This window comes from Marinobacter sp. (assembly GCF_965229985.1).
GTDB lineage: Bacteria > Pseudomonadota > Gammaproteobacteria > Pseudomonadales > Oleiphilaceae > Marinobacter.
Genome location: NZ_OZ245935.1, coordinates 401,212 through 427,361, shown reverse-complemented (window position 1 = coordinate 427,361; position 26,150 = coordinate 401,212). Strand labels below are relative to the sequence as shown.

Sequence of the window (26,150 nt, the reverse complement as noted above, 5' to 3'; positions counted from 1 at the left end):
TGCACCTATTTTCCACATCCCTGCTCTCCCGGGCCAAGATCCCTACCCCTCAAACCCTTTGCCTGTGGTAAACTTGCGCCCCTTCAGAATTGCAACATACCAGTTAACCTACCCGGAGATGGGCATATGGCCAAGACAACCCTGCGTACCCTGTTCGGTGCCACACTGCTGGCGCTGGCAACCCTCGTTCAGGCACAGGAACCCCGCGTTGTAGCCATCACACAGATTGTGGAGCACCCGGCACTGGACGCCGTCTACCAGGGCATTAAAGACGAACTTGCCGAGCGCGGCTTCAAAGAAGGCGACAACCTGGAAGTGATGCACGAAAGTGCCCAGGGCAATTCCGCCATCGCCTCCCAGATCGCCCGCAAATTTGTTGGCGAAAGCCCCGACGTGATCGTGGCGATTGCCACCCCTTCGGCCCAGACCGTTGCCGCAGCAGCCCGCAATACGCCGGTCATCTTCTCCGCTGTTACCGACCCGCTTGGTGCCAAGCTGGTTAGCAACCTGGAAGCGCCAGGGGCCAACATCACTGGTGTGAGCGACATGCTGCCCATCGACAAACACCTGGATATGCTTCAGCGAGTTATGCCCGATGCCAAACGCATTGGCACCGTCTACAACCCGGGCGAAGCCAACGCTGTGTCCCTGGTGGAACTGCTGGAAGAGCGCCTCGCCGCCCGCGGTCTTGAACTGGTAAAAGGTGCCGCCACCAAAACCTCCGAAGTTCTTGGTGCCGCCCGCTCCCTGGTTGGTAAAGCCGATGCCATTTACCTGACCACTGATAACACCGTGATCAGTGCTGCCGAAGCCGTTATCTCTGTTGGCGAACGCGCCGGCATTCCGGTATTCGCCGCTGACACCGCCACCGTTGAACGTGGTGCTGTCGCTGCACTGGGCTTTGACTACTACGACCATGGCCGCCAGACCGGCGTGATGGTTGCCCGGGTACTCAATGGCGAGAAGCCCGGTGACATGGCTGTTGAGACTATGGAAAAACTGGACCTTTTCGTGAACCCGGCTGCCGCAGAGCGCATGGGTATCACCTTGTCCGATGACGTCATCGCAGACGCCGAGCAGGTTATCGACAGCGCCAAATAACCTCCCTGAACCCTCACGGGCGGCCCTCACAAGGGGCTGCCCGTTTTATCATTGGTGATACCCGACCATGCTGAGTAACATCGCTCTTTATGGTGCCATCGAGACCGGCCTGATCTACGGCCTGGTCGCTTTCGGCATCTACCTCTCCTTCCGGGTGCTCGATTTCCCGGACCTCACCGTAGATGGCAGCTTTCCGCTCGGTGCTGCCGTCGCCGCTGTACTGATCATTGAAGGCTGGAATCCCTGGTTGGCGACCGGTTGCGCGGTAATTGCCGGCATGGCCGCTGGCGCGGTAACCGCTTTGCTGAATGTAAAACTCAAAATTCTGAACCTGCTGGCCTCGATCCTCACCATGATCGCGCTCTATTCAGTCAATCTGCGTATCATGGGCCGCCCGAACGTGGCTCTGCTGACGGAAGAAACGGTGCTGACTCCCTGGTACGACCTGGATCTGGCCTACCATCAGGTGCCGGTGCTTCTGTTCATTATTGTGGTCTTTGTTGCCCTCATCCTGCTGTGGCGCTTTATGAAATCCGAGACCGGCCTGGCCATGCGAGCCACCGGCGCCAACGCCAGAATGGCCCGGGCCCAGGGCATCGCCACCGGCGCCATGATTGTGCTTGGCGTTGCCGTCTCTAACGGCCTGGTTGGCCTCGCCGGCGCACTGTTCGCCCAGAGCCAGGGCGCAGCAGACGTCACCATGGGCGTGGGGGTAATTGTAATCGGTCTTGCCTCCCTGATTGGCGGTGAAGCGGTGGTTACTCCCTCTTCGGTTTTGCGTGCCCTTATCGCCTGCGTGGTGGGCGCCATCATCTACCGACTGGCCATTGCCTTCGCTCTGAATGCGGATTTCCTTGGCCTTCAGGCCCAGGATCTGAACCTGATTACTGCGGTGCTGGTTACCCTGGCCATCGTTCTGCCCGGCGTGCGCTCATCCATTGCCGGCAAACTTTCCCGTAGCAAGGCCTAAGGAGGCGAAATGATCAGTGCAACCGACCTCCGACTTACCTTTGGCAAAGGAACACCGCTGGAAAACCCCGCGCTTAGAGGCATGAGCCTGACGGTCAACCAGGGGGAATTTGTCACGGTCATAGGCAGTAACGGCGCCGGTAAATCCACCTTCCTGAATGCCCTGGCCGGCGAGGTGCTGGTAGACAGCGGCCAGATCATCGTGGACAACCTGGACGTAACCAAACTCCCGACCCACAAACGGGCCGGCCGGGTTGCACGGGTATTCCAGGACCCGCTGGCCGGCACCTGCGAAGGTCTCACCATCGAGGAAAACCTCGCCCTGGCCATCAAGCGCGGCCAGCGCCGGAGCCTGACAAGCGCCGTTAAAAGACAGTACATGGAGAAGTTCAAGGACAGCCTTTCGTCCCTGAACCTGGGCCTGGAAAAGCGCCTTGGCGACAAGATGGGCCTGCTGTCCGGCGGTCAGCGCCAGGCCGTGAGCTTGCTCATGGCAAGCCTGACGCCCTCAAGTATCCTGCTGCTGGACGAACACACTGCCGCTCTGGACCCGAAAACCGCTGCATTCGTGCTGGAACTCACCACCAAGATCATCGAGGAGCAGAAGCTCACCGCACTAATGGTGACCCACAGCATGAAGCAGGCGCTGGAAGTCGGCAGCCGCACCGTAATGCTGCACCAGGGCCAGGTGGTATTTGATATCGAAGGCAAAGACCGCGAAGGCCTGGAAGTGAAAGATCTACTCGGCTTGTTTGAAAAACAGCGCGGGTTGGAAGTGGATGACGACAGTCTGTTGCTGGGCTAACGCGCCGAAACAAAAAACGGGGCCATAATCGGCCCCGTTCTTTGTTTGCCAGAGGCCCTCAATGCCCGTAGATACGCATGGCGGTATTGGTAATCGCCAGGTTATCCAGTGCTACTGAGCCAATAGAGGTGCCGCCTATCAGGACACCACCGATTCTCATATCGGCTTCAAATGTGTCCAGATCCACAGCAAGCACTTCTGTACCAGCCGCATTGGCCGCTTTGTAGATGTCCATATCCACATTCGCGAACACCCTCAACGGTTGTGGCGCAGAAAGATCATAATCGGCGCCAGTCAGCTGAAGGTCACGAATTCCCAGAGCCAGGAACGGCACATCAAAATCCAGATCATCGATCGCGATATCCGTCAGCAGGTTCAGCTTATCGGTTGCGGTATCAATCCGGATGGTGCCGGAGCCGATAAGCATGTCCATATTGAAGTTATCAAGTATGGTCGTGCTGCCCCCAGTGCCCGTCAGGTTCCAGGCTCCGGTCCGCATCCGGAAGTCCACCGCGTTGAAGCTGATTGGCAGGAGGTTGATTATGGCATCGCCGTCCTGGGCAATATCAATGTTGATCCGGATGTTATCCAGCCGGTCAGTGGCTTGCCCGTTTAGGTTCAGGTTCATCTCTGAAAACATATCCGTCCGATTCGCACCGCCAACGAAAATATCGTTGATCTCAAGCGAGCCCTCATCGGTATAGATGAAGCGATCAATGTTCAGTTTGGTTTCCAGCTCAATGGTCACACCGGCCTGGCCGGTGATCATGCCCATCGCCGAATCATCCAGCATCTGGATCTCGGCTACGGCTGCAGGTGGAACACCCGCAACGCAGAGCGCTAGCAAGGTAGGTTTCAGGCCTTTCATTGTTATTTCCTTGTTTTTAGTCTTTTTCACATCCTGTGGGCCACTGCAGTTTTCGACACCACGTCCATACTTTAGCGACACGTTCAAACCGGGTACGTGCAGGGGTCACAAATCATGTGACTACCTGAACTTCCTAGGGCCTGATCAATTTTTAAACCACAACATGTAGTGGTTTTGAACCTTTAACCCCAAACCGCTGTTTTAGAAAAAATTTCCCGGATTCAAGCCGGTTTCGATTGATTTTCTTTGCCCCGAAGCGCCTATCAATAGTTGCGTTCTTATTCACAGAACACTATATCCTGTTATACTCATCTCAGATTCAGCCCATATATAGTGGTTAAAAAGAAAACAGGCCCAAGGCCAAACAGACGATTTTCAAGGGGTATGGCGCCGCCGGTATAAGGACTGGTGCCATCAAAAGAAGACATACCGGAAGACAGAGGGTGGAAATGAACGCTAAGGCACAGGCAGTGGTAACGACAATCCCGATGCAGGAAGCCTCGATCGACATCTGGCACAGCAAATATCAGCTGAAGACCAAGACCGGCGAGCCCGTGGACAAGGACATCAACGCAACCTACGAACGTGTTGCCAAAGCCCTTGCCGAGGTGGAAAACAAATCCGTACGCACCCAGCACATGAAAAACTTCATCTGGGCCCTGCAGAACGGCGCCATTCCCGCCGGCCGGATTACCTCCAATGCTGGTGCCGAAGCACACAAACCGGCAACCTCCACCATTAACTGCACCGTTTCCGGCACCGTTCAGGACTCCATGAACGACATCCTGGAAAAGAACCACGAAGCCGGCCTTACCCTCAAGGCAGGTTGTGGCATCGGTTATGAGTTCTCCACCCTGCGCCCGAAAGGCGCGTATGTGGCCGGCGCTGGTGCAACCACCTCTGGCCCGCTTTCGTTTATGGATATCTTCGATCGCATGTGCTTCACCGTGTCCTCTGCCGGTGGCCGCCGTGGCGCCCAGATGGCCACGTTCGATGTGCACCATCCGGACGTGATCGACTTCATCCAGGCCAAGCGTGAAGACGGTCGCCTGCGCCAGTTCAACCTCTCACTGCTGATCACTGAAGACTTCATCGAAGCCGTGCGCAACGACGCCGACTGGCACCTCTCCTTCCCCGTTACCCAGAAGGAAGTCGAAGACGAGAAGCTGGACCTGAGCGATGAAAGCAAGTTTGTATACCGTGATTTCCCGGAGCAGAAAGGCTACGTGGTGAACGGTGAAGGCAAGGTTGCCTGCCGCATCTACCGCACCCTGAAAGCCCAGTTCATCTGGGACACCATCATGACCAGCACCTACGACTACGCCGAGCCGGGTTTCATCCTGATCGACAAGGTCAACCAGATGAACAACAACTGGTTCTGCGAAGACATCCGTGCCACCAACCCCTGCGGTGAGCAGCCCCTGCCCCCGTACGGCAGCTGCCTGCTGGGCTCCGTGAACCTGACCATGTTCGTGGACTACCCGTTCACCGACAAGGCCAGCTTTAACTACGAGAAGTACCGCAAGGTTGTGGCCATCTTCACCCGCATGCTGGACAACGTGGTTGAGATCAACGGCCTGCCGCTGGCTGAGCAGCGCCATGAAATCACCTACAAGCGCCGCCACGGTATGGGCATCCTCGGCCTGGGCTCCACCCTCGCCATGCTGCGCATGCCTTACGGTTCTGAAGAATCCGTACAGTTCACCGAAGAAGTCGTGCGTGAAATGGCCGTTGAAGGCTGGCGCCAGTCCCTCGCCCTGGCCGAGGAAAAAGGCGTTGCGCCGATCATGGACGATGAGTTCGAGATTACTCCGAAAATGCTCACCAAGTGCCCGCAGCTGTCTGAAGACGGCTACAAACTGGGCGACAAGGTGAAAGGCCGCATCCTGCACGCCAAGTACAGCAAGTACATGCAGCAGATTGCCCAGGTAGAGCCGAAACTGGTGGAAGAACTGGCCGAGAAAGGTGGCCGCTTTACCCACCACACCTCCATCGCGCCGACCGGCACCATCAGCCTGTCACTGGCCAACAACGCCAGTAACGGCATCGAGCCGAGCTTCTCGCACCACTACGCGCGTAACATCATCCGCGAAGGCCGCAAGACTAAAGAGAAAGTCGACGTATTCTCCTTCGAGCTGCTCGCATACCGTCACATGGTGAACCCGGGCGCCATGCCTTTCTCTGAAGATGAAGACAAGAAGCTGCCGGCCTACTTCACCACCTCCGACGACGTAACACCGTCGCAGCACGTGGACATCCAGGCCGCCGCCCAGAAGTGGGTAGATTCCTCGATTTCCAAGACCGCGAACGTTCCGACAGACTTCGCCTATCAGGACTTCAAGGACATTTACCTCTACGCCTACGACAAGGGCCTGAAGGGTTGCACCACCTTCCGCTTCAACCCGGAAGCCTTCCAGGGCGTACTGGTTAAGGAAAAAGACCTCGAGAACACAATGTACGAGTTCACCCTGGACGATGGCAGCAAGGTCACCCTCAAGGGCAACGAGCAGGTAGAGTACGACGGCGAAATCCACAACGCCGCCAACCTGTTTGACGCGCTGAAAGAAGGCACCTACGGCAAGTACTGATCCGGGAACCGACACAGGACAACGAACATGACAGTTAAAATCAGCAACAAAATCGTCGGCTACCGCGTAAAGAAGGCCGACCCAGAAGCAGCCGCCGAACACCAGGCACCGGTGCACGCAGAAACCAAGCCCGTTCAGATGAACGAATACATCGAGCGGCCGGACTTCCTGCTGGGCACCACCTACAAGATCAAGCCGCCGGTGGCTGAGCACGCGATGTACATCACCATCAACGACATCCTGCTCAACGAAGGCACCGACCACGAGAGCCGGCAGCCGTACGAAGTGTTCATCAACTCCAAGTCGATGGAACACTTCCAGTGGGTTATCGCCCTCACCCGCGTTATCTCTGCGGTATTCCGCAAGGGTGGCGACGTAACCTTCCTGGTGGAAGAGTTGCGCAGTGTGTACGACCCCAACGGCGGCTACTTCAAGAAAGGCGGCGTGTTCATGCCCTCTCTGGTCGCTGAAATCGGCGCCGTGATCGAGAAGCACCTGAAGGCCATCGGCCTGCTGGAAAGCGAGGAAATGAGCGAAACCACCAAGCGCATCCTCGCCGAAAAGCGCGCTGAGTTCGAAGCCAGCCACAGCACGGCCACGAACGATGAAAAGGCCAGCGACTTCCCGCCGAACGCCACCATGTGTGGCAAGTGCAGCACCAAGGCGGTGATCGTGATGGACGGGTGTGCGACCTGCCTTTCCTGCGGCGATAGCAAGTGCGGTTGAGGTGATTGACTGCACTGAGTGACGAGAAGGCCTGGAGTGAGAACTTCGGGCCTTTTTGTTTGGTGAACTGGAAAATTGGCCTGAGCAGAAATTTATTCGGGAAATATGATCATGGCGACCGCTGTACAGATGCTAGGCAGAACTAACCGAAAAGGAGCTTGCTTATGAGTTTTAATGCACACCTGGTGGAAATGAATCAGCGATTAAATGATTTGGAAGATGCTCTGCTGAACGAATATGGATATCCAGCAAGTCATGACGAAGCTGGCACCAATGCTTTGAAGATCTATATTGCGAAGGTGAAGGAAAGTGCTCAAGCAATTTCTGACGAGTACGAAGAAGCGGAAGAAATTGTCGAGGAGTGCGAGGATTTCCGGGATTCATTATCTGATCAGGACGGAGATCCAATCGGCTTCGATACAAAATTGGGTATCGAATTAGGGCTTAAAGGGCACCTGATTAACTTAAGAAACTTGGTAAACTCGATAGACGAATAGCCGGTGTGAGTGCACAACGTCACACCCATAAAGTGCCTAATAAGACTAGGCACGACGACTTTTAAGGAATTGCGACGGCGCACGCTGCGGGCGTAAGCTTTATACCCACAATGGAGATCGTCAGATGGACGTGGTAGCAATTCAAGCCGCAATTTCTAGCCTCAAGGCGGCGACAGACATATCCAAATCGATAATGGATATGAACAATATGTCTGAGGTTCAAGCGAAGGTAATCGAACTCCAGAGCGCATTGTTAGAAGCATAGAATGCAGCGTTGTCAGCTACAGCCTCGCAGTTTGAACTTCGAGAGAGGATTAGAGAACTCGAAGCAGAATTGAAAGACCGAGGCGATTGGACAAAAGAGAAGTCACGGTACCAACTTGTCAGTCCCTGGCGTGGTCCAGCACAGGCGTATGCCTTAAGGGAATCACACTCTCAAGGAGAGCAGCCCCACCTTGTTTGCCCTTCATGCTTCCACAAGGAGAGCAAAGAGGCTCTCAACCCGCAAAGAAACAAACAGGGGGTGGTCCAGATGGTATGTCCAAAATGCAGATCAACGATGGACACACGCTATCGCGGAATTGGAGCACCGAAATATGCTGAACAATATGCCAACGAGAGTTAACTATTCGCGCCGCGCGGACGCAAAAAAAGCGCCGGTGCACTCTGTCGATAGCTTACAAATACAAAACGGAGAAATACCCATTGCCGTGGATAGAACTGGAACACTCTAAGAAGTCAGTTAGGCGGGCTGGCGACTATTTGATCGATATTGATCGGGACTTTGACATCGATAAGTTTATTGAGTCATACGATATCCTTGAGAATTGGCGATCGTCACATGCGTATCCGATTCAATCAATGCTTGGATATTTCAGAAAAAAGGCCTTTGAAGTCGACAAAAACTCTATTGTCGCAAGGAGATTGAAGCGTACGCCCTCAATTCTAGCCAAACTAAGGCGCGAAGAGGGAATGAAACTAGATCGAATGGAGGACATCGGAGGTTGTAGAATCGTAGTATCCAATATAAGACAAGTTTATGAAGTGCGTGATGCCATTGTAGATGGAAGAACTAGGAATACTCTCCGCCGCCAACGTGATTACATTAAAGAACCCAAAGAGTCTGGATACAGAGGCATTCACGTTGTTTATCGCTATAATGGTCAAAAAAAAGAGTATTCACATCATTCTATTGAGCTTCAAATTAGAAGTAAGGTCCAGCATTCTTGGGCAACAGCTGTAGAAGTTGTTGGCACCTTCACCCGTCAAGGACTCAAAGCGAGCCAAGGGCACGAAGCTTGGCTGAACTTTTTCAAACTCGCAAGCATAGCGTTCCAAGAGATTGAAAATAAATCATTAACAAAAAATGCCAGCACTCCAGAACGTTTAGAGTTAATTAAGTACATTAATATACTTGGTGTTCTTCCAAAATTAAAAGCATTTGCAGTTTCAACTAGACACCTGGGCAGAGATAAAAACAATAAGGATGACTACTTTCTATTGGTTCTTGAGATTGACAAGTCAAATATTAAAGTTATGCGCTACTCTCAGGATCATATGGATGTCGCCACCAAAAAATACGCGGAATTTGAGAAGGAATACAAAGATAACTCTGAAATAGATGTAGTCTTAGTATCAGCGGAATCGGTGCATGGCTTAAGGAAGGCATATCCAAATTATTTCGCGGATACGGCAGATTTTTCAAAAAATATAGAGCGTATATTGGAAGCTAACAAGGCATTACAACGAAGAAACCGCTGAAACCATAGTTATGCGGAAAAATTAAAAAATGAGTTCATACGGAACGTTGATATTTTTCTGTGGGAAGATGGGAGCTGGCAAAAGCACTTTGTCTGGCAAAATCGCTCGCGAGCGGGGAGCCGTCCTTATTTCAGAGGATGAGTGGCTGGCCGCTCTGTTCCCCGGCGAGATCAATGATTTCAATGATTACATTCGTTACTCATCTCGGCTCAAGCCAGTGCTGAAATCACACGTTGAGCAAGTACTCTTGGCTGGTACCTCTGTGGTCCTGGACTTTCCCGGCAACACCCGTAAGCAGAGAGCCTGGTTCAAGGATATATACTCGCAACACGGCATTCCTCATGAGCTGTACTTTTTGTCGGTAGACGATGAAGTTTGTTTAAAGCAGCTGAAACAGCGACAGAAAGAACAACCCGAACGAGCACAGTTCGACACGGAGGAGGTCTTTAGAATGGTGACGGGTTACTTTGAGCCGCCCGAAGAGTCCGAGGCGTTCAACCTCCAGATTGTTAAAGGAAAGTCCGGATAACGGGTGACTGCTGCCAGACGCATCTACGTTGGCACTCAGTTTCTAGCCAGACAAACTTGGAAATGCCAGCGTGGCGGCTCTGGCTTGAGCTGCCACGCCATTAGCCCCCCCTCCTCTCAATCAATCAGACCCATTTGGGCCATCTGAAATGGGAGTAACTTCCTTTCGTTAACCAAAGTCACAACACCGAGCTCATTAATGAGGCTGGGATTCAAATACCTGTAAGTCCACCGATAATCGAACCCGTTTTCTGCCGCCTCATATCGATCCAACAATATACGGACATTCGCAATGCCGGCCATACGGATGGCCAAGTAACAGAGAGCGCAAGGCTCTCCTGAAGCAATCAACGTCGTCCCTTTTAACGAGATGCTATTCTCATTCCGTGAAGCGTCCCTTATCGCCTGTATTTCTGCGTGTGCGGTACAATCCAGATGCTCGGCAACCTGATTTACCCCCTTGCCGACAACGTCTCCATTTTGATTGACGATCACAGCGGAAAACGGCAAACCACCGGCTTTTACATTGCTAATAGCCAGATCAATGGCGCCTTCGCCACAGGTTGCTGGACGTTCTTCATCAATTCGGTCACGCATCGGTGACCTCATTTCTTGACGATAGCGCCGGGGCTGAAAGGCTCAGCTCTGAAGCAAGGCTCTCGGCTCGAGCTTTTGCGTTGGCGACTGACATGCGGTGTCTCTCGTCGCCAAATTCCTGATATTCAGCGGCGACCTCATAAATGGTGTCCACCCCGAGGTATTTACTCAACGTTCTGAGGTGCGGCACCAGGTGGCCAGACTCTTCTCTTATTCCGCCTTTTTCAAAGCCAAACTCTCCGCTGGAGGTCACGATGATCAATGTCTTACCTGAGAGCAGAGGCTGCAGCGGGAAGTCCCCTCGTTCGAGATCGAAATCAAACGTTTTGCCAATGCGAACGATCTGATCGAACCAGGCTTTTAGCTGAGCGGGCATACCGTAGTTGTACATGGGTGAGGAGATCACAATAACGTCAGCTGCTGAGACCTCAGCGATAAGTGTATCGGAGAGTGCCAGTGTCTCCTGCTGCGCCGGGGTCCTATTTTCCTCAGGGGTAAACACCGCTGCAATCCAATCCTGGGTGATGAAAGCGGGTGGGTTCACGCCGACATCACGATAGATATATTCATCTTCAGGCCGGTTCTGTTTCCAGGTATCAATGAACCGACGGGCGACATTTTTCGATATGGAATCATGATCCGGGTTCGGGTTTGTCGCCGCTCTGACGCTTGAATCAATGTGTAATAGTGTGCTCATGTTCATTTCCTTGGCTGATTAATGACAGGAGCCAGTTTGTGGCGCTGGATGGACTTGCACAAACGGAAAAATTACACTTGCAGATGAATTAAACTCATCCAAACGTTCATGAACTCGTGATTGACCTGGAGATTCACATTGCAGGTGTCATTACAAGCGCTGAAAGCCTTTGAGTCGGCTGCCCGCCGGGGAAGTTTCAAGTTGGCGGCAGAAGAACTTTCGCTGACGCCGACAGCCATCTCACACCACATTGGCAACCTGGAAAGCCGATTGAATGTGAGCCTGTTTCATCGGCAGGGAAGGCGGATATCCTTGACTGGAACGGGCATCCGATTAGCCAAAGCGACCTCGGAAGGGTTTCGGAAAATCGACAGCGCTTTGGAAGAGGTGGTGAAGGCAGGCAATACGGTCAGGGTGACGACGACATCATCCTTGGCAGCGATGGTGCTGATCCCTTCACAGCACGATTTCGAACAAGCCAACCCCGAGATTTCTGTGGAAATATCGACCGGCGAGTCGGTCGACAGCCAATCCTACATCATTCCCGTTCGGCTCGGTGATGTCTCAGTGGTTGAGGGTTCTGATGTCGTTCGATTTGAGTCATTCAATTTGTTTGGTGCCTATGGAATGACGCCTCCCTCCTGGGCAAATGGTCCCATAACCCTTTTTACCACGGAGTGGAAAAACAAAGCGTTACCGGCCCCTCCCCTCACCGCTTGGTTAGAGAAAAATGGACTGGAGGGGGCAAATATTCAACTCAAAACGTTTGATCAGGAGCTTTTCGGGATCCAACAGGCTATGGCAGGCAACGGGCTGGTGTTCTGCTCTACAACGCTCGTCGAAAGGCTGTTGAAGGCCAACGTTCTGCAGCACTTCGACACTCAATCGGTAACATCAGATTTGTGCTATTACGTTCCAGGTAGGGATAGCTTCGAAACGAGGAGTGCGGCCAAATTCCTGAATTGGATCGAGGGTATTCTGAACCAATAATGCCTGCGGCCATGGTGATCACCTTAGCCTGATAAAAACCGCAACGGCGACGGGAAGCAGATAGGTCAAAAGGAAGATCGGCAATTCCTCCCAGAAGGTATAGCCGGCTTGAGTTACCCCGATCCAAACGTTCCAACCGCTGATCACGAGCCACACGGCGGCAAAGATGCCCAGGGGTGTCCAGCTACTGCTCGCGTGGATGTGAAGCAGTCTGGCAAGCCCCATAGTGACTACCCAAAGTAGGATGCCTCCAACGATAACGACTAATGTTCTCATGCGTGTCTCCGGTCACTTTGGTTACGACTTATCTGGAAAGGAGTGCCGCCTCCCGCTGACGGAGGCGGCACTGGCTTGCTATGTTAGCGGGTGGTGTAGCCGCCGTTCGCAAACAGTGTCTGACCGGTTATCCACCATCCCTCAGATGCCAGGAATTTCACGATGGGGACAATGTCTTCAATCATCGTGAGCTGGTTACCCATACCTTGAGATTTGTGGAATTCCACGCGCTGGGGAGTTTCCTGGCCGTAGAAAAACGGCGTGTCCATCGGACCTGGGGCGATGTTGTTCACTGAAATGCCCCGAGGGGAGAACTCTTTGGCTGCGGCTCGAGTGAAGTGCTCCACCGGTGCCTTACCGCCTGCATAGGTGGAGTAGCCATCGGTAAACGCAGCCAGCAGAGCGGTGAGAATCGTGATGAGTTTGCCGTCATCGTTCAAATGCAGCCCCGCTTCTTTTATAAAAAAGTAAGCGGACTTGGCGTTGATGGCCATCATGTCATCGAACTCGGCTTCCGTAGTTTCGGTAATCGGTTTGCGCAGCACCCTCCCAACGGTGTTTACCGCAACATCAATACCTCCGAAGTGGTCTTTTGCCTGCTCAAAGAGCGCCGCTACGTTGGCTGCTTTGGTCAGGTCGCTCTGGATCGCAATGGCGTTGCGGCCCATGCCTTTGATGGCGTCTACCGTTTCGTCAGCGTCTTTCTCGGTGGCATCGCTGTTGTAGTGCACCACGATGTCCATTCCGCTCGCGGCAAATTCCCGACTTATTAGCCCACCGAGGTTCTTGGCGCCACCAGAAACAAGAGCCACTTTCCCGTTCAGATCTATCTTTGCCATGACTTTTCTCCTGCTGTTATTGAAGGGGTCCCGGCGCGGTATTGCGGTGCCGTTCCCTGTCCATTCAGACTATGCAATTGGGCATATCGCAGGAAGAGTGCTAATCTGCATTTACTAATTGCATAGAGCGCAATAAACATGGGACATGTCGAGCAACTCTTTGTTCGAGTGGTGGAATCAGGCAGCTTCAAAAAAGCCGCAGAATCTTTGCAGCTCGAACCTTCCTCTGTGAGCCGACAGGTCGCAGCACTGGAGGAACGCCTCCAGGTCAGGCTGCTGCGTCGTTCTACGCAACGCACCACGCCGACGGAGCTTGGGCAGCGCTATTATGAGCGACTGCGCGTGATCCTTGACGATCAACAAGCTCTGGAAGAGGAAATCAGAAGCGGCGTATCGCTACTCACCGGTAAATTGCGTATCACTGCGCCGGTGGATTTCGGGACCCGATTCGTAGTTCCCGTGGTTTGCCAGCTGCAGGAGCTGGCCCCCGAATTGTCGGTGGACCTAGTACTGGGTAGCCCTTTCGAGCGTTTGGTGGAGAACGATTTGGATGCGGCCGTGCGAATCGGCGACCTGCCGGATTCAAGTCTGATCGCAAAGCACCTGGGACAAAACAGGCGAGTGCTGGTGGCAAGCCCGGAGTATCTGGGCAAAAATGGCACGCCGGAATCCCCGGAACACCTGGAGGCGCACAATTTCGTTCTGTACTCGTCCGGCCAGGCAAGAAGTGACATCGAGTTTTCCGATGGCAGTCGTTATTCTCACTTGAAGATCCGAAGTAACCTGACAGTCAACAGCGTCACCGCGGTACGCAGGCTGGTGCTTGAGGGCAAAGGTATCCATCTTGGCCCTCTGTGGGTATTTGCGGAAGATATCGAGAGTGGCAGGCTGGTGCGCTTGCTGCCAGACAAACCCTTGCGAAGCTTTCCGATACACGCTGTTTTTCCAGCGCGCTCCTACCTGCCCGTGAAAGTAAGGGAGTTTATCCGGTTATTGTCCGAGGAACTGAATTCGCAGACTACTTAATCGCATTTGGTTATCCCGTATTCGGATCGCTGGTTTGTTTGAATATGTGAAACTGGAAGACATCCGCTTTTCGTGACCATCCGATCTAACCCGACCTCTCAATTAATGACCGGAGACCACCAATGACAGCCTACGTGATCGGCAACATTACCGTAAAAGACCCCGACAAATGGGCGGAGTACCGCAGCCTTGTTCCGGAAACGCTGGTGCCCTGGGGTGCGGAACTGATACTTCGGGGTACACAGGCAAAGGTGCTGAGCGGGCAATACCGGCACACCGATACGGTGGTTATCCGCTTTCCCAATGCGGATTCCGTCGTCGATTGGCACGACTCTCCTGCCTATCAGGCATTGGTGCCGTTACGCACCCAGGCAGCAGATGTGGATCTGGTGACGTTCGAGGCCGATTAATAACTACTGCCACCGCTGGCACCCTGGCACCTATACTGGATAGCAAACCACCAGAGAAGCGCCATGGAAAACAATTCAACAAGCCTGAGCATGACCGTCCTAATGACGCCGGACAAAGCCAATTTCTCCGGCAATGTGCACGGCGGCACCCTGCTGAAGTACCTGGATGAAGTCGCTTATGCCTGCGCCAGCCGTTATGCGGGCACGTATGTCGTTACCCTGTCTGTCGACCAGGTGATGTTCCTTCAACCCATCCAGATTGGCGAGCTGGTGACCTTTCTGGCCAGCGTGAACTACACCGGCCGTACCTCCATGGAGATCGGCATCAAGGTGGTTACCGAGAACATCCGCGACAAGTTGGTCCGTCATAGCAACAGCTGCTTTTTTACCATGGTGGCGGTTGATGACAACGGAAAAGCCGTCGCCCTGCCGCAGCTGGTCCCGAGCACCGATGATCAGATACGGCGATTTGCCAACGGTAAGGAGCGCCGCGCGATTCGTGCCGAACTGGAAGAACGCTACAGGGCGCTGCATAAAAAATGAGACCGGCGCGAATAACCGTGGCAGATCTATTTTCCGAATCTAAACGTGACGAGGTCGCATTAGATTTTCTCGCTCTCGCAATGATCATTTGCTAACGTGCAAAGCGTCCAGGAGGACGTAATCTCTCAGTAAACAAAAGGAATTGGATCATGGATCACAGCGACCGTGAGTATGTCTCCGCTGCCATCAACTTTTTCTGGGGCGATGGCACGGCCTCACCTGAATCCGTCAATGAACGATCCGCTGAGGTCGTCTATACCGCAGTAACCGAGTCGCAATCGTGCTCAGCTTCCATGGATCTGGTTCCCAGACCGAGCGGCGGCAAGCCAGGAATCTCCTATATCGTGAAGCAAGTGGCTGGCATCGGTAAAAACATCGCTTCCGGTAACAGTCAGACTTATTACATTTGCAAGCTGCAAGTCAGCCAGAATTTCCGCTCTGAAATCCATATGGCACTAAAGGGAATTTGAGATGTTCAAGATTGGATTGATCGCTGTTGCTTTAAGTTTGTCGCATGCTGTTCATGCCGGTAACCGAATCGAGCTTGTGTACTCGGACTTGAGGTTCAGCATTCCGGCAGGCTTTGCCGTTGTTGGCGATATTGGCGACAGCCAGAACATTTTGATTTTCCGATACGGCGATGAGCTCGGTAAACGATTCCTGGCATTCGCAGACATGACCCATGATGAAACGGTGGAATACGGCTGCCCCCCAGGCACTTTCTTCGAGGCTGTTTTCTTTGAGAAAGCCGCAGCCGATTGTGACCAGACGTTGATCGAGGCCATGCAGGAGAATTTTTTAAGAGACCGGAAGGTCGCCACCTGGACGCAGGATTCCTATTCACTAGCCTACTCCGACCACGGGAACAAAGCCTTCCTGTTTGTGATCGGCAAAGATGCAAAGCTCCTCAAGATTGATTCCGATTTTCTTGATGGCGAATCCCTGAAGCGCATCACTGAAGACATGTAATTCCAGGAAAATGAACGCTAGGCTTCAACTCGCAGACCAAAGTCTCCGTTAAGCTTCGGAGGATCAACAGGAGATGACCCAGTGACCCAAACAGGAAGCTGCCTCTGCGGTGGCATCAAGTACGAAATCCATGGCCCCCTCACAGATGTTCTGAACTGCCACTGCACCATGTGCCGAAAGCTGCACGCGTCAGCATTTCGAACCCGTGCAACAGTGAAGTCAGCAGACTGGCACATGGTGAAAGGACAAGAGCTTATCAAGTTCTACGAGTCGTCCCCCGGCGAACACAAGGCCTTTTGTTCCAACTGCGGCTCCAGCCTGTACACGAGATTTGATGCCCAGCCGGATGTGCTCGGGTTCCCGATCGGCACCCTGGATACTGATCCGGGCGTGAAGCCGGAGCGGCACGTTTACGTCGGTAACAAGGCGCCGTGGTTTGAGATCACAGACGACTTACCCCAATACAAGGAAAATCCCTGAGGTTGAATCTAACAGGCTCCATTTTGGAAACACCTACTCAAGGACGATTATGAAACTATCCCCCCTCCCCCTTATCGTATTTTGCCTGTTCATGGGCTTCACTTTCTGGGTAATGGCCGGAGCTGAGCAATCGCTCCTGGCCTTCGGTGCGGAGCTGATGTCCAGTCCGGATACCGCCCAAGTGGTAATTGATCTCTATATCCTTGCTGCCCTGGCTTGTGTCTGGATGTACCAGGACGCCAAAAGGCGTGGCAAAGGATTGGGATACCTGATCCCGTTTTTTATCCTGACGGCGGTGTTTGTGTCTGCAGGGCCGTTGCTATATCTGGTTCTTCGAGGTGGGCGCGAGCCTGAAACCGAGCCCGCTAAGCTCTGATCTTCCCATCAGCAGAATCGGCGCTGCGGATCTTTGAGCGCCCGCGCTCCAATGATACTGTTTAGTGGTATCAATGATGCAGATGCGGGAGACGCCCATGGCAGGCGGATGGTCACGTGATGGTGCAGTTCAGGAACAGATTGACGCCAGCGTTGAAGACGAGATCCAGCGCGCTCGCAGCCAGTTAGCCGGAGGCGAAAGCGCGGAAGAATGTGACGAGTGCGGTGCTCCAATTCCGGAGGCACGGCGAAAGGCCATTCCCGGTGTTCGGCTGTGCATTGACTGCCAGGCGGCCTATGAAAAGGAGCACCCTCACTCAGGCGGCATCAATCGCAGAGGCAGTAAAGACAGCCAGCTCCGATAGTCCAATAATGTCGGTGTAACTGACATTCGGGGGTTAGCGTCCCGCCATTGCCTGATTCGAGTGATTTTTCTGAGAGAAACCGAACATGCTGGAAAAGCGCATTCCACCTGTCGCTCTGGTGCTGATTGTAGGGTTGCTGATGTGGCTCATCGCAGAGGCAGGCCCGCGGGTTGAGTTTGGCGACACGCTGCGTTTGGCGGTTGCAACTGCCCTGTTTCTGCTGGGCGCCCTGTTTGCACTCGCCGGGGTACTGGCTTTCCGGTCCTCGAAGACAACCGTAGACCCCCGCAAACCGGAATCCAGTTCTGCCTTGGTCAACTCCGGCGTTTACCGCTTCTCCCGCAATCCAATGTATGTGGGGTTCGGGTTGTGGCTGCTGGCCTGGGGCGCTTTCCTGGCGTCCGCCTGGGCTCTGATCGGCGTGATTGTCTTTGTGTTGTATATGAACCGATTCCAGATTGCACCGGAGGAACGTGCCCTTCGGGAGTTATTTGGTGAGGAGTTCCGGGAGTACGAGCGACGGGTGCGGCGTTGGCTCTGAACTGTCCGGGTTAAAAAGTAACACTTCAAAACCATCTCACAGCTGCTAAGTTTCCAGGTATGAGACACACATGGATGAAGCTGCGGGGACCCGCCGGGAAGGGCTACCGGTATGAGACAGCGGATCGGTTTCTGTACCACAGAGGATGATGTGCGCATCGCCTACGCAACCACCGGCCGAGGCAGGCCGTTGCTGCGTGTCGGCGGTTGGATGACCCACATCGAACATGATCTTGAAAGCCCGGTATGGCGCCACTGGCTGCAGGAGTTGACGCGCGATCACACGCTGGCGCGTTTTGATATTCGTGGTTCGGGCCTGTCCGACAGAGACGTGAAGGGGCAAACCCTGGAAGCCTGGGTTCGCGACGTGGAGGCAGTGGTCGACAGCCTCGGCTGGCGCCAATTCCCTGTGTTAGGTGTCTGCCAGGGCGCGGCCATCGCCGTGCTTTACGCGGTACGGCACCCGGAAAAGGTCACGCACCTGGTGCTTTACAATCCCTATGCACACGGGGCATTTACCGAAGGTATGGCCGGCTATCGCGTGCAGGAGGCCGAAACCCTGGCGCGCATGATCGAAGTCGGCTGGGCACGGAGAACCGGCGCTTTTCGGGAGGTGTTCGCTCGCCTGCTCTCGCCCGCTGATGCGGCGGATCAGATCAGCGGGTGGGACGAACTGCAACGTCTGACGGCCGATCCGTCCATGGCGGCCCGACTTTGGCGTGCATTTCACGAGATCGATATCCGCGAACTGCTTCCGCAGGTGCATTGTCCGACCCTGGTGGCACACGTCAAGGGCGACTCCATGGTGCCATTTGAGGCCGGCCGCGATCTGGCGGGGCGGATTCCCCATTGCCGGTTTCTGCCGCTGGAGGGGCGGAACCATATACTCCAACAGCGTGATCCCGGCTGGCGCATCTTCATTGAGGAAGTGCGGCGGTTCCTCGCCGAGGAACCAGGCGCGGGCGTGGCATCGGTTGCGGGATTTCATGAACTGACCCGACGCGAGCGGGTTGTGCTGGATCACGTTGCACGGGGGCAGTCGAATGTCGCCATTGCCAGCGAGCTGTCGTTGGCGCCGAAAACCGTCCGCAACCACGTCAGCAACATCTGCGGTAAATTGGCCGTTTCCTCTCGGCCGGAGCTGATCATCGAAGCCCGAAATGCAGGCTTCGGCATCGAGTAACCTCCGTAAAACACTTATTCCCCCTCCCCGGGACATCCGTCCCGCTTTTCGCAATTCCATTTGTGTCATTCGGGACAAACACCTCAGGAAGGAAAGGCCTCTCCTGCCCAAACTGACCCTGTAAGCAAGTCAGCAGAGGAGCAGGAGCCATGTTAGTAGCGAATGAATCATCCATCGCAGAACGCCAGCAGTCTCTAAGCCGACATTACGCGGAAGCTCCAGAGGATGCCTGGATTAACGACCATGCCCGGGCGCTGCCCGATAGCCACAAAGACGCGATTCACGGCGTGGTGGAGACCGCCAACAACGATGGCGTGCGCATTCCTTACGGAATCCATCGCGCGGTGGGCGGCGACCACGACGCCCCCAATCCGGGTGACCTTCTGTGCTCGGCTCTCGCCGCCTGCCTGCACGCAACGCTTCGCATGGTTGCCGAACGGCTCGGGATACGCCTCATCGACAGCGAAGTAACGGTAACCGCCAGCGTCGACGTGCGGGGCGCACTCATGGTGGATATGGCAGTACCCGTCGGCTTTCAGCGCATGCACTGCGATGTGCGGCTGGAAGTTCCCTCGGAAACCGACCAGAAGACGATGAAAACACTGCTGGTCGGTGCAGAGGGCTGTTGCGTGGTTTTTCAAACCCTCAAGGCCGGCACCAAGGTGACAACAGACTGGCAAATCGACCAGGTGGCCTGAGACCGGCCATGTCGCCTCACAGGCCCAACAGCGGCGCCTGTGGGCCTGTGTTCCACACCAATAATCAGGAGATGTTCCTATGTTCCGTACACTGAGCAAAACTGCCATCATCGCCGCCCTCGCGGCCCTGGTTCTGACTGCGACCGCCGAGGCAAGCGAACCGAAGCCCATCGCGGCGGAACCCTTGACCCAGCGGCACACCTTTGACGGTGATGTCGCGATCAAGATCTCGCAAGACCTGGAGGGTCTGCCAGAACAGGTCATCACCTTTGATGACGCATCGCACCTCACGGTGGTGCGGTTCACCATCCAGCCAGGCGCCGTGTTCCCCTGGCACACCCACCCCGGCACCGTCCTGATCACAGTGACCGAGGGCGATTTCGTATTCACGTTCGCAGAAGACTGTGTAGATCGCGAATACGGCCCCGGGGACGCACTGGTGGATCCGGGCGACACCGTCCACACGGCGCTTAACCCGAGCAGTAATCAGGAAACCGAGGTGGTTGCCGTTCTCCTGGGCGCACCCGCCGAAGGCGCGCTGACTATTCCGGTTAACGAGGAAAGGAATGCAGCCCTGGACGAGAAAAGCGGTATCGAGCGCAACGCTGGTTGAGACGGGCCGCCGGGCATGGTCTTCTGACCGTGCCCGGCGGCTGCACCGCGAGCTTGTCTTTGGCCGGGGCTTACTCTTCCATTGTTATTCCAGATCCACCAATGTCTTCCGGGGTATCCCGGAACTTTGGCAAGCCGTCGTGCACCCTCAGCACTTTCTCCTGATAATGCACATGCACACCGGGCGTAAACGGCAAATCCGGGAGGATGGCCGCGTAAACGTCGGTCAGGCCAAGCTCCGGATGCTCTGTCAGAATGTGCCCTCCGCAGATCCTGCACCATTTGCGGTGGCTTTGCGGTGTCTTGTGATACGAACCAATGTTGTCCGCACCCTTAGTGACCTCTACTGCCTCCGGCTTCCAGAGGGTAAAGGCATTCACAGGCCCCGCGGACCAATGCCTGCATGAATCACAATGGCAATAGCCCATAGCCTCGGGCTGGCCGCGGGCATTCAATTCAACCGCACCGCAGAAGCAGCTTCCTTTGTAGGTCGTCGTGCTCATGATCTGCACCTCCTCGCCGTTGGTAATTGCGCCCTTTCGAGGATCCGCTCCGGGATCCACCATCAAACGTACTGGGTAAAGTATTTGCTATTTGCACCTTTTCGCGTAGTGGCGGCTGCGCCACAATAAAGGGACATTTCGGACTTCCGAGGTGCAGGATGATTGATGTCACCGTCGTTCTGGTCGAGGGCGGAATGCCGTCGACCGCCGTGGCTCCGGTGGAGGTTTTCAGCACAGCCGGCGTGCTTTGGAACTCCATGCGAGGCCTGCCGGCCGAACCGCGTTTCAGGGTGCGCACCGTTTCCCAGGATGGCAAAAAGGTGTCCACCGCCGTGAACCTGAACCTGGAGCCCGGTCGTCGCCTCGACGAGGTGGACGCCACCGATCTCATCATCGTATCGGCAGTGGGAACAAATCTGGAGGCCGCTTGCCGGGCCAACGCACCACTCTACCCCTGGCTTCGCGATTGGCATCAGAGAGGCGCCAGAATTGCCGGGGTCTGTGCCGGCGTTGCATTGTTGGCTGAATCCGGCCTTCTGGATAAAAGGCCCGCGACAACCCACTGGGGCGTTGTCGATGCCTGTCGTCGCCGGTATCCCGATGTTCATTGGCAGCCAGAGCGGTTTCTGACAGAGAGTGACAACCTGCTCTGCAGCGGCGGCGTCTATGCTTCCGTAGATCTCAGCCTATACCTGGTTGAAAAGCTGTGTGGCCACAGGGTGGCCATCGAGACCGCCAGGGCCTTGCTACTGGAAACGCCCCGGATTTGGCAGATTGGGTACGCAGCCGATCCCCCTGCGGCTAACCATGAGGATCGGTTGGTACGGCGAGCTCAGCAGTGGTTGTTCGAACATTACAACGGCCCGGTCCGTATCAGTGAACTGGCAGAGTCCGTGGCCATGAGTCCGCGCAATTTCGCCCGGCGTTTCAAGCTCGCAACGGGAGAAACACCTACAGACTATCTCCACCGGCTGCGAATCAATGCTGCGCGGCATTTGCTGGAAAACGAGCAACAAACAATCCAACAGGTTAGTCGAGCCGTTGGCTATGATGACCTTGCTTTTTTTCGTAGGCTGTTCAAACGCTACGTGGGCTCCTCTCCCAAACACTATCGGGAGAGTTTCACTGTCGACGCGTCCGAAAATGTTGCGATTAGCGGGCGCAGTCCTCATCGATAATTCTTCGATTATCAGAAGGAATAATTGAAGGGTTCTAAACCATCTCTTAAATTCTAAGTTTCCCGGAGGGAGACATACTTTGATGGAGTTTTGGAAATGAGCAGAAGGGAGCGACCGAATCAGCCCGGCCGACAGAAAGCGTTAATTTGGCTGATTGTTGGTTTTGGCTCAGGCATCGCCATTGGCGCTGCTGTCGGCGTGACATTGTGGACCCCTATGGCGGGGATAGCTCTGGGTATTGCATTGGGAGCTGGCTTGGGAGGCGTGCCGGCATCGCTATATTATTTTGGTGATCTGAAATAACAGTGCGCTTGGCAGACGATCTAACCCAAGCGCTGTTGCATTCCCCATTTAAGACTCCGCTTAAAGCCTGGGCTCTTGTGCCGATTTTCGCAATCATTGCAGTGTCCGTCGGCCTCAGCACTGGCTTATTTCGGCCGGGTTGGCTGGACTCGCCACTTGCTCCCCTGCTTCCCTTCATATTGTTTTTGTTTCCCTCATTGCTCGAAGAAGCCTTTTTCAGGGGCGTACTGATTCCAAGAAACATCCTGGCATCGGGCCGGGTAAAAGCGACCTGGCGTGTTGTAATCAGTACGCTGCTATTCGTTGCGTGGCATCCGTTCAATGCACTGGCCTTTAACCCAACGGCTATTCCTCTTTTCCTTGATCCGTGGTTTCTGGTTATCGTGGGCGTTATGGGACTTACCTGCGGCTACGCTTATGCGCTTTCCAGATCGATCTGGGTGCCGGTTATCATTCACTGGGCGGCTGTAACGGTCTGGGTGCTTTTTCTTGGCGGTAGAAATCTTGTGCTGGAGTTGTAACCTTGTACCCGCTCCCTCCCGCTGAAAGATGCTAGCCTCTGATTCAAGCAAGTTTTTGGAGGTACCCCTCATGCCCTACAACAAAAATTCGGAATTGCCAGCCAGCGTGCGCAATAACCTGCCAGGGCATGCTCAGGAAATTTACCGCAAAGCGTTCAATTCAGCATGGGAAGAATACCGTGATCCCGAAGACCGCCGTGGCGACGCAAGCCGAGAAGAGACGGCCCATAAGGTTGCCTGGGCGGCGGTAAAACAGGAATATCACAAGGAAGGTGAGAAATGGGTGAAGGATTAAACCGGCCCAATCTGGCAAAGGAATCTGCATGAAAATCTACGGCGATACCAAGTCCGGCAACTGCTACAAAGTCCAGCTCGTCTGCAACCTGCTGAACATTGACCATCAATGGATTGATATCGACATTCTCGCCGGCGACACAAAGTCTGATGAATTTCTGAAAAAGAACCCGAATGGCAAGGTTCCTCTGCTGGAGCTCAATAGCGGCGAGACACTGTCAGAGTCCAACGCCATCATCAACTACCTCGCGTCCGGCTCTGATCTGTACCCGAATGGCGGCCTCGCCCAGGCCCGCGTTCTGCAATGGCAATTCTTCGAGCAGTACAGTCATGAGCCGTTTATCGCCGTCGCGCGCTTTATCAACAAGTACCTGGGACTGCCGGCGGAGAGAGCCGATGAGTATGCCGCCAAGCAAACCGGCGGACACAAGGCCTTAGAGGTGATGGAGCAGCAGCTGGCACAAACGCCATTTCTGACGGGCGAGAATGTCACTAACGCAGATATCTCACTCTATGCATACACCCACGTCGCAGATGAGGGTGGTTTTGAGCTGGAAGCCTACCCTGCGATTCGGGCATGGCTGGATCGCATTGCGGCATTGCCGAACTTCAGGCCTATGGTCTAATCCAGCGCTTGCCTCAATCCCTCACCGATGACCTGGGTAAACTCGCGGATTCGCTTCACGCGTTTCAGATCAGGATGGGTGAGAATCCACAGAGGTATATCCAGTTCCGCAATGGGATCAGTCAGCCGGCAGAGCAAAGAATCGGACTCCCCCAAGTAGTCTGGAAGTACGGCCACTGCGTCACCTGATCGAGTGGCAGTTTGCATGCCCAGCATTGAGTCAACGCGGTAATTGCAGAATTCATTCAAACCCTTCCGGGCCATCCAGGTTTCCAGGGCCCGGTTGCCCATGTGCGTATCCGGGCCGATCCACTGGTGCCCGGCTAAGGTGTCCAGAGAGGCCCGCCGGTTCTGCCAATGACGCAGTTGCCCATAGACGCTCTGACGAATTACTCCAACCTTCCGCCCAACCAGGGTTTCCGGGGGATTCCCGGTGGGGCGAATGGCGACGTCTGCTTCCCGTTTGCTCAGGCTGTGCACCTGATTCGAGATGACAACTTCCAGCTTGATATCGGGGAAGTCCACACGAAACTTTTCGAACAATGTAGCCAGCAAACCCGCAAACAGAGTGTCGGTTGTGGTGACCCGGATGGTTCCGGAAAGCTTGAGGTCTTTTCCTGCAAGCCGGCGCTCAACGCCAGTGATATCCTCTTGCACCCTTCTCGCGACGGAGAAAAGGTCCTCTCCGGCAGCGCTTGGCGTGTATCCAGTGCGCGATCGCTCAAAAAGCACCACGCCCAGCTGATTTTCCAGATTGGTGAGCCGGCGGAAGACTGTCGCATGGCTGATTCCCAGCTGCCTGCCAGCTCCTGAGAGCGTTCCCGTGTCGGCAATAGCCGACACAATCTGCAGATCATCCCACCGTATTTGCTGTTCATTCATGCAAATTTAGTTCGCGCATATTGAGAATTTATGTGTACCAAAGAACAGCTTAGGCTATCGCCAGATGAATGCAAAAGGAGTGATGGGCTATGAACGTGCTGATTGTCTTCGCTCACCCCGAGCGCAAATCGTTTAATGGCGGGCTGGTCGATGTGGCGATAGAGTCCCTTCAGGCTGTTGGACACACAGTGGAACTCAATGACCTTTACCAGGAAGAGTTTGATCCGATTGAACGTGCGGGCCACTACCGCGAGCGGGTTGATGACACCTATTTCGCCCCGTTGAGCGAGCAGCGGGCTCATTATGAACGAGGCATACTGACTCCTGAGGTTCAGAGGGAAATCAGACGTCTGGAGTGGGCCGACCTCGTGATCTTCCAGTTTCCGTTGTGGTGGCACGCGCAACCGGCAATCCTCAAGGGTTGGTTCGATCGGGTTCTGGTATACGGAGGGCTCTATTCCGGGAGCCGACGGTACAACCGGGGACACTTCCGGGGCAAAAAAGCTATGTTGTCGTTAACCACCGGGTCTCCGGAGCAGGCTTTCATGCCCTTCGGCCGCGCTGGCAATATGGTGGAATGGCTATGGCCGATGCACTCCTCGCTTTATTACGTGGGGTTTGATGTTCTGCCACCCCAGGTGAGCTATGGCATTCAGGGAGGCGGTATTCGTTACGAGGACGAGTCCAGGTTCAGGGAACAGCTGGAACAGAAGAAAACCCTATGGGCGGAGCGGCTACCCGGACTATTCGATGAAACACCCATCCCTTTTACTGGCTGGGAAGACTGGGACGAGGACGGTATGCTTCAACAGACTCATCCTATGCGGTGGCGCCTTTAGAAAATAGAGCATTTTTCAAAGAGCTCCATAGCCTCAACTGCGGAATGAATGCGACAAGGAATTAACAATGAAAGGCGAGTGCCTTTGCGGCGGAGTGAAATTCAAGATTGAGGGCAATATTCCCAACCTCTACCAATGCCATTGTTCCCTCTGCCGGAAGGTAACGGGATCATCGGCGAATGCGGCAACTTTTGTGAAGCAGGAGGACTTTCGCTGGCTGTCTGGTCAGGACAAAATCTCTTCTTTCCAGAAGTCAACAGGCTATCGCAGTGATTTCTGCTCGGTCTGCGGTAGCCCAGTACCAAACCAACTGAGGGGCATAGAAGTTATTTGGGTTCCCGCTGGACTTTTGGAGGAATCATTTGAAGCGGCTGTGAACGTGCATCTCCACATGAGCTCAGCTGCATCCTGGGAACATGATTCCGGGGAATGCATCCGCCTTGAGGCGGGGCCAGAAAGCCTCGCGGCTCTGAAGAACGCCATCAACCGAACATGAGGCGTGAAACGACTGGCCAAATAACGGGTAGAAATCTTTTTTCTTGAAAGTCGAAGAGGGGTTGGC

35 protein-coding genes are annotated in these 26,150 nt (G+C 54.5%); 28 read left to right on the top strand and 7 right to left on the bottom strand.

Annotated features, from left to right (window positions below; all coding sequences use genetic code 11):
* Positions 1-126 precede the first annotated feature (126 nt).
* The 3 genes from ACO06L_RS01985 (at position 127) to ACO06L_RS01975 (ending at position 2,875) form a co-directional block, all read left to right on the top strand.
* Positions 127-1,101: an ABC transporter substrate-binding protein gene (locus tag ACO06L_RS01985; RefSeq protein ID WP_202346732.1), complete on the top strand. Its 975-nt coding sequence runs from the start codon at positions 127-129 to the stop codon at positions 1,099-1,101.
* A 67-nt stretch (positions 1,102-1,168) separates the two neighbouring features.
* Positions 1,169-2,071: an ABC transporter permease gene (locus ACO06L_RS01980; RefSeq protein ID WP_202346733.1), complete on the top strand. Its 903-nt coding sequence runs from the start codon at positions 1,169-1,171 to the stop codon at positions 2,069-2,071.
* A 9-nt stretch (positions 2,072-2,080) separates the two neighbouring features.
* Entirely contained in the window at positions 2,081-2,875 is a 795-nt protein-coding gene (locus tag ACO06L_RS01975) for an ABC transporter ATP-binding protein (RefSeq protein WP_202346734.1), read from the top strand.
* Between the two features lie 58 nt (positions 2,876-2,933).
* Here the strand turns inward: ACO06L_RS01975 and ACO06L_RS01970 are convergent, their stop codons facing one another.
* Positions 2,934-3,743 carry a DUF6160 family protein gene (locus ACO06L_RS01970; RefSeq protein WP_202346735.1) on the bottom strand — a complete coding sequence of 270 codons (810 nt, stop codon included), beginning with the start codon at positions 3,741-3,743 and terminating at the stop codon, positions 2,934-2,936.
* 449 nt (positions 3,744-4,192) lie between these two features.
* On the opposite strand from ACO06L_RS01970, the gene ACO06L_RS01965 reads away from it, so the two are divergent.
* From ACO06L_RS01965 to ACO06L_RS01945, 5 genes are all read left to right on the top strand, one after another.
* Complete coding sequence (locus tag ACO06L_RS01965; protein WP_202346736.1) at positions 4,193-6,331, top strand: adenosylcobalamin-dependent ribonucleoside-diphosphate reductase; 2,139 nt, start codon at positions 4,193-4,195, stop codon at positions 6,329-6,331.
* A 27-nt stretch (positions 6,332-6,358) separates the two neighbouring features.
* Positions 6,359-7,057 (top strand): ribonucleotide reductase subunit alpha, encoded by a 699-nt coding sequence (locus ACO06L_RS01960; RefSeq protein WP_014576864.1) that lies wholly within the window; start codon positions 6,359-6,361, stop codon positions 7,055-7,057.
* Between the two features lie 164 nt (positions 7,058-7,221).
* Positions 7,222-7,554: a hypothetical protein gene (locus ACO06L_RS01955; protein WP_202346737.1), complete on the top strand. Its 333-nt coding sequence runs from the start codon at positions 7,222-7,224 to the stop codon at positions 7,552-7,554.
* Positions 7,555-8,259: 705 nt separating this feature from the next.
* Positions 8,260-9,315 carry a RelA/SpoT domain-containing protein gene (locus tag ACO06L_RS01950; RefSeq protein ID WP_202346738.1) on the top strand — a complete coding sequence of 352 codons (1,056 nt, stop codon included), beginning with the start codon at positions 8,260-8,262 and terminating at the stop codon, positions 9,313-9,315.
* Positions 9,316-9,343: 28 nt separating this feature from the next.
* Positions 9,344-9,844: an AAA family ATPase gene (locus ACO06L_RS01945; protein ID WP_202346739.1), complete on the top strand. Its 501-nt coding sequence runs from the start codon at positions 9,344-9,346 to the stop codon at positions 9,842-9,844.
* Between the two features lie 116 nt (positions 9,845-9,960).
* Here ACO06L_RS01945 and ACO06L_RS01940 read toward each other — a convergent pair whose 3' ends face one another.
* Positions 9,961-10,440 carry a nucleoside deaminase gene (locus ACO06L_RS01940; protein WP_202346740.1) on the bottom strand — a complete coding sequence of 160 codons (480 nt, stop codon included), beginning with the start codon at positions 10,438-10,440 and terminating at the stop codon, positions 9,961-9,963.
* Entirely contained in the window at positions 10,433-11,137 is a 705-nt protein-coding gene (locus ACO06L_RS01935; RefSeq protein WP_202346741.1) for an FMN-dependent NADH-azoreductase, read from the bottom strand. The genes ACO06L_RS01940 and ACO06L_RS01935 overlap by 8 nt, the downstream gene beginning before the upstream one ends.
* A 144-nt stretch (positions 11,138-11,281) precedes the next feature.
* Between ACO06L_RS01935 and ACO06L_RS01930 the strand changes: the two genes are divergently transcribed.
* Entirely contained in the window at positions 11,282-12,127 is an 846-nt protein-coding gene (locus ACO06L_RS01930) for a LysR family transcriptional regulator (RefSeq protein ID WP_320407627.1), read from the top strand.
* Positions 12,128-12,145: 18 nt separating this feature from the next.
* Here ACO06L_RS01930 and ACO06L_RS01925 read toward each other — a convergent pair whose 3' ends face one another.
* The gene (locus ACO06L_RS01925; RefSeq protein WP_202346743.1) at positions 12,146-12,403 is read right to left on the bottom strand and encodes a hypothetical protein; all 258 of its coding nucleotides are present in this window, start codon (positions 12,401-12,403) and stop codon (positions 12,146-12,148) included.
* Positions 12,404-12,486: 83 nt separating this feature from the next.
* Entirely contained in the window at positions 12,487-13,242 is a 756-nt protein-coding gene (locus ACO06L_RS01920) for an SDR family oxidoreductase (protein ID WP_202346744.1), read from the bottom strand.
* A gap of 138 nt (positions 13,243-13,380) precedes the next feature.
* Between ACO06L_RS01920 and ACO06L_RS01915 the strand changes: the two genes are divergently transcribed.
* The 12 genes from ACO06L_RS01915 (at position 13,381) to ACO06L_RS01860 (ending at position 20,444) form a co-directional block, all read left to right on the top strand.
* The gene (locus ACO06L_RS01915) at positions 13,381-14,268 is read left to right on the top strand and encodes a LysR family transcriptional regulator (RefSeq protein ID WP_202346745.1); all 888 of its coding nucleotides are present in this window, start codon (positions 13,381-13,383) and stop codon (positions 14,266-14,268) included.
* A gap of 122 nt (positions 14,269-14,390) precedes the next feature.
* Positions 14,391-14,678, top strand: a complete 288-nt coding sequence (locus tag ACO06L_RS01910; RefSeq protein ID WP_202346746.1) for a DUF1330 domain-containing protein — start codon at positions 14,391-14,393, stop codon at positions 14,676-14,678.
* Between the two features lie 63 nt (positions 14,679-14,741).
* The gene (locus ACO06L_RS01905; RefSeq protein WP_202346747.1) at positions 14,742-15,221 is read left to right on the top strand and encodes an acyl-CoA thioesterase; all 480 of its coding nucleotides are present in this window, start codon (positions 14,742-14,744) and stop codon (positions 15,219-15,221) included.
* Positions 15,222-15,370: 149 nt separating this feature from the next.
* Positions 15,371-15,691 carry a hypothetical protein gene (locus tag ACO06L_RS01900; RefSeq protein ID WP_014576852.1) on the top strand — a complete coding sequence of 107 codons (321 nt, stop codon included), beginning with the start codon at positions 15,371-15,373 and terminating at the stop codon, positions 15,689-15,691.
* A 1-nt stretch (position 15,692) separates the two neighbouring features.
* Complete coding sequence (locus ACO06L_RS01895; RefSeq protein WP_202346748.1) at positions 15,693-16,190, top strand: hypothetical protein; 498 nt, start codon at positions 15,693-15,695, stop codon at positions 16,188-16,190.
* Between the two features lie 81 nt (positions 16,191-16,271).
* Positions 16,272-16,670 carry a GFA family protein gene (locus tag ACO06L_RS01890; protein ID WP_202346749.1) on the top strand — a complete coding sequence of 133 codons (399 nt, stop codon included), beginning with the start codon at positions 16,272-16,274 and terminating at the stop codon, positions 16,668-16,670.
* Between the two features lie 49 nt (positions 16,671-16,719).
* Positions 16,720-17,046 carry a DUF2834 domain-containing protein gene (locus ACO06L_RS01885; RefSeq protein WP_202346750.1) on the top strand — a complete coding sequence of 109 codons (327 nt, stop codon included), beginning with the start codon at positions 16,720-16,722 and terminating at the stop codon, positions 17,044-17,046.
* A 97-nt stretch (positions 17,047-17,143) separates the two neighbouring features.
* Positions 17,144-17,410 carry a DksA/TraR family C4-type zinc finger protein gene (locus ACO06L_RS01880; RefSeq protein ID WP_104320669.1) on the top strand — a complete coding sequence of 89 codons (267 nt, stop codon included), beginning with the start codon at positions 17,144-17,146 and terminating at the stop codon, positions 17,408-17,410.
* An 85-nt stretch (positions 17,411-17,495) separates the two neighbouring features.
* Positions 17,496-17,951 (top strand): methyltransferase family protein, encoded by a 456-nt coding sequence (locus ACO06L_RS01875; RefSeq protein WP_202346751.1) that lies wholly within the window; start codon positions 17,496-17,498, stop codon positions 17,949-17,951.
* 111 nt (positions 17,952-18,062) lie between these two features.
* Entirely contained in the window at positions 18,063-19,133 is a 1,071-nt protein-coding gene (locus ACO06L_RS01870) for an alpha/beta fold hydrolase (protein ID WP_227715807.1), read from the top strand.
* A 149-nt stretch (positions 19,134-19,282) separates the two neighbouring features.
* The gene (locus ACO06L_RS01865; protein ID WP_202346752.1) at positions 19,283-19,831 is read left to right on the top strand and encodes an OsmC family protein; all 549 of its coding nucleotides are present in this window, start codon (positions 19,283-19,285) and stop codon (positions 19,829-19,831) included.
* Positions 19,832-19,910: 79 nt separating this feature from the next.
* Positions 19,911-20,444 (top strand): cupin domain-containing protein, encoded by a 534-nt coding sequence (locus ACO06L_RS01860; protein WP_202346753.1) that lies wholly within the window; start codon positions 19,911-19,913, stop codon positions 20,442-20,444.
* A 70-nt stretch (positions 20,445-20,514) separates the two neighbouring features.
* Here the strand turns inward: ACO06L_RS01860 and ACO06L_RS01855 are convergent, their stop codons facing one another.
* Positions 20,515-20,946 (bottom strand): GFA family protein, encoded by a 432-nt coding sequence (locus tag ACO06L_RS01855; RefSeq protein WP_227715806.1) that lies wholly within the window; start codon positions 20,944-20,946, stop codon positions 20,515-20,517.
* A gap of 158 nt (positions 20,947-21,104) precedes the next feature.
* On the opposite strand from ACO06L_RS01855, the gene ACO06L_RS01850 reads away from it, so the two are divergent.
* The 5 genes from ACO06L_RS01850 to ACO06L_RS01830 all read left to right on the top strand — a co-directional run bounded on the left by ACO06L_RS01850 (position 21,105) and on the right by ACO06L_RS01830 (position 23,868).
* Positions 21,105-22,124: a GlxA family transcriptional regulator gene (locus ACO06L_RS01850; protein WP_202346754.1), complete on the top strand. Its 1,020-nt coding sequence runs from the start codon at positions 21,105-21,107 to the stop codon at positions 22,122-22,124.
* A gap of 96 nt (positions 22,125-22,220) precedes the next feature.
* Complete coding sequence (locus ACO06L_RS01845; RefSeq protein WP_202346755.1) at positions 22,221-22,427, top strand: hypothetical protein; 207 nt, start codon at positions 22,221-22,223, stop codon at positions 22,425-22,427.
* Between the two features lie 8 nt (positions 22,428-22,435).
* Positions 22,436-22,948, top strand: a complete 513-nt coding sequence (locus ACO06L_RS01840) for a type II CAAX prenyl endopeptidase Rce1 family protein (protein WP_202346756.1) — start codon at positions 22,436-22,438, stop codon at positions 22,946-22,948.
* A 70-nt stretch (positions 22,949-23,018) separates the two neighbouring features.
* Positions 23,019-23,243 (top strand): putative cation transport regulator ChaB, encoded by a 225-nt coding sequence (chaB, locus tag ACO06L_RS01835; protein ID WP_202346757.1) that lies wholly within the window; start codon positions 23,019-23,021, stop codon positions 23,241-23,243.
* Between the two features lie 28 nt (positions 23,244-23,271).
* The gene (locus ACO06L_RS01830) at positions 23,272-23,868 is read left to right on the top strand and encodes a glutathione S-transferase family protein (protein WP_202346758.1); all 597 of its coding nucleotides are present in this window, start codon (positions 23,272-23,274) and stop codon (positions 23,866-23,868) included.
* Here ACO06L_RS01830 and ACO06L_RS01825 read toward each other — a convergent pair.
* Positions 23,865-24,749, bottom strand: a complete 885-nt coding sequence (locus ACO06L_RS01825) for a LysR family transcriptional regulator (protein WP_202346759.1) — start codon at positions 24,747-24,749, stop codon at positions 23,865-23,867. The two genes, ACO06L_RS01830 and ACO06L_RS01825, sit on opposite strands and share 4 nt — an antisense overlap.
* Positions 24,750-24,838: 89 nt before the next feature.
* Here ACO06L_RS01825 and ACO06L_RS01820 point away from each other — a divergent pair, with 89 nt between their 5' ends.
* Entirely contained in the window at positions 24,839-25,588 is a 750-nt protein-coding gene (locus ACO06L_RS01820; RefSeq protein WP_202346760.1) for an NAD(P)H-dependent oxidoreductase, read from the top strand.
* Positions 25,589-25,655: 67 nt separating this feature from the next.
* Positions 25,656-26,084, top strand: coding sequence for a GFA family protein (locus ACO06L_RS01815; protein WP_202346761.1), 429 nt, complete (start codon positions 25,656-25,658; stop codon positions 26,082-26,084).
* Positions 26,085-26,150: the final 66 nt, after the last annotated feature.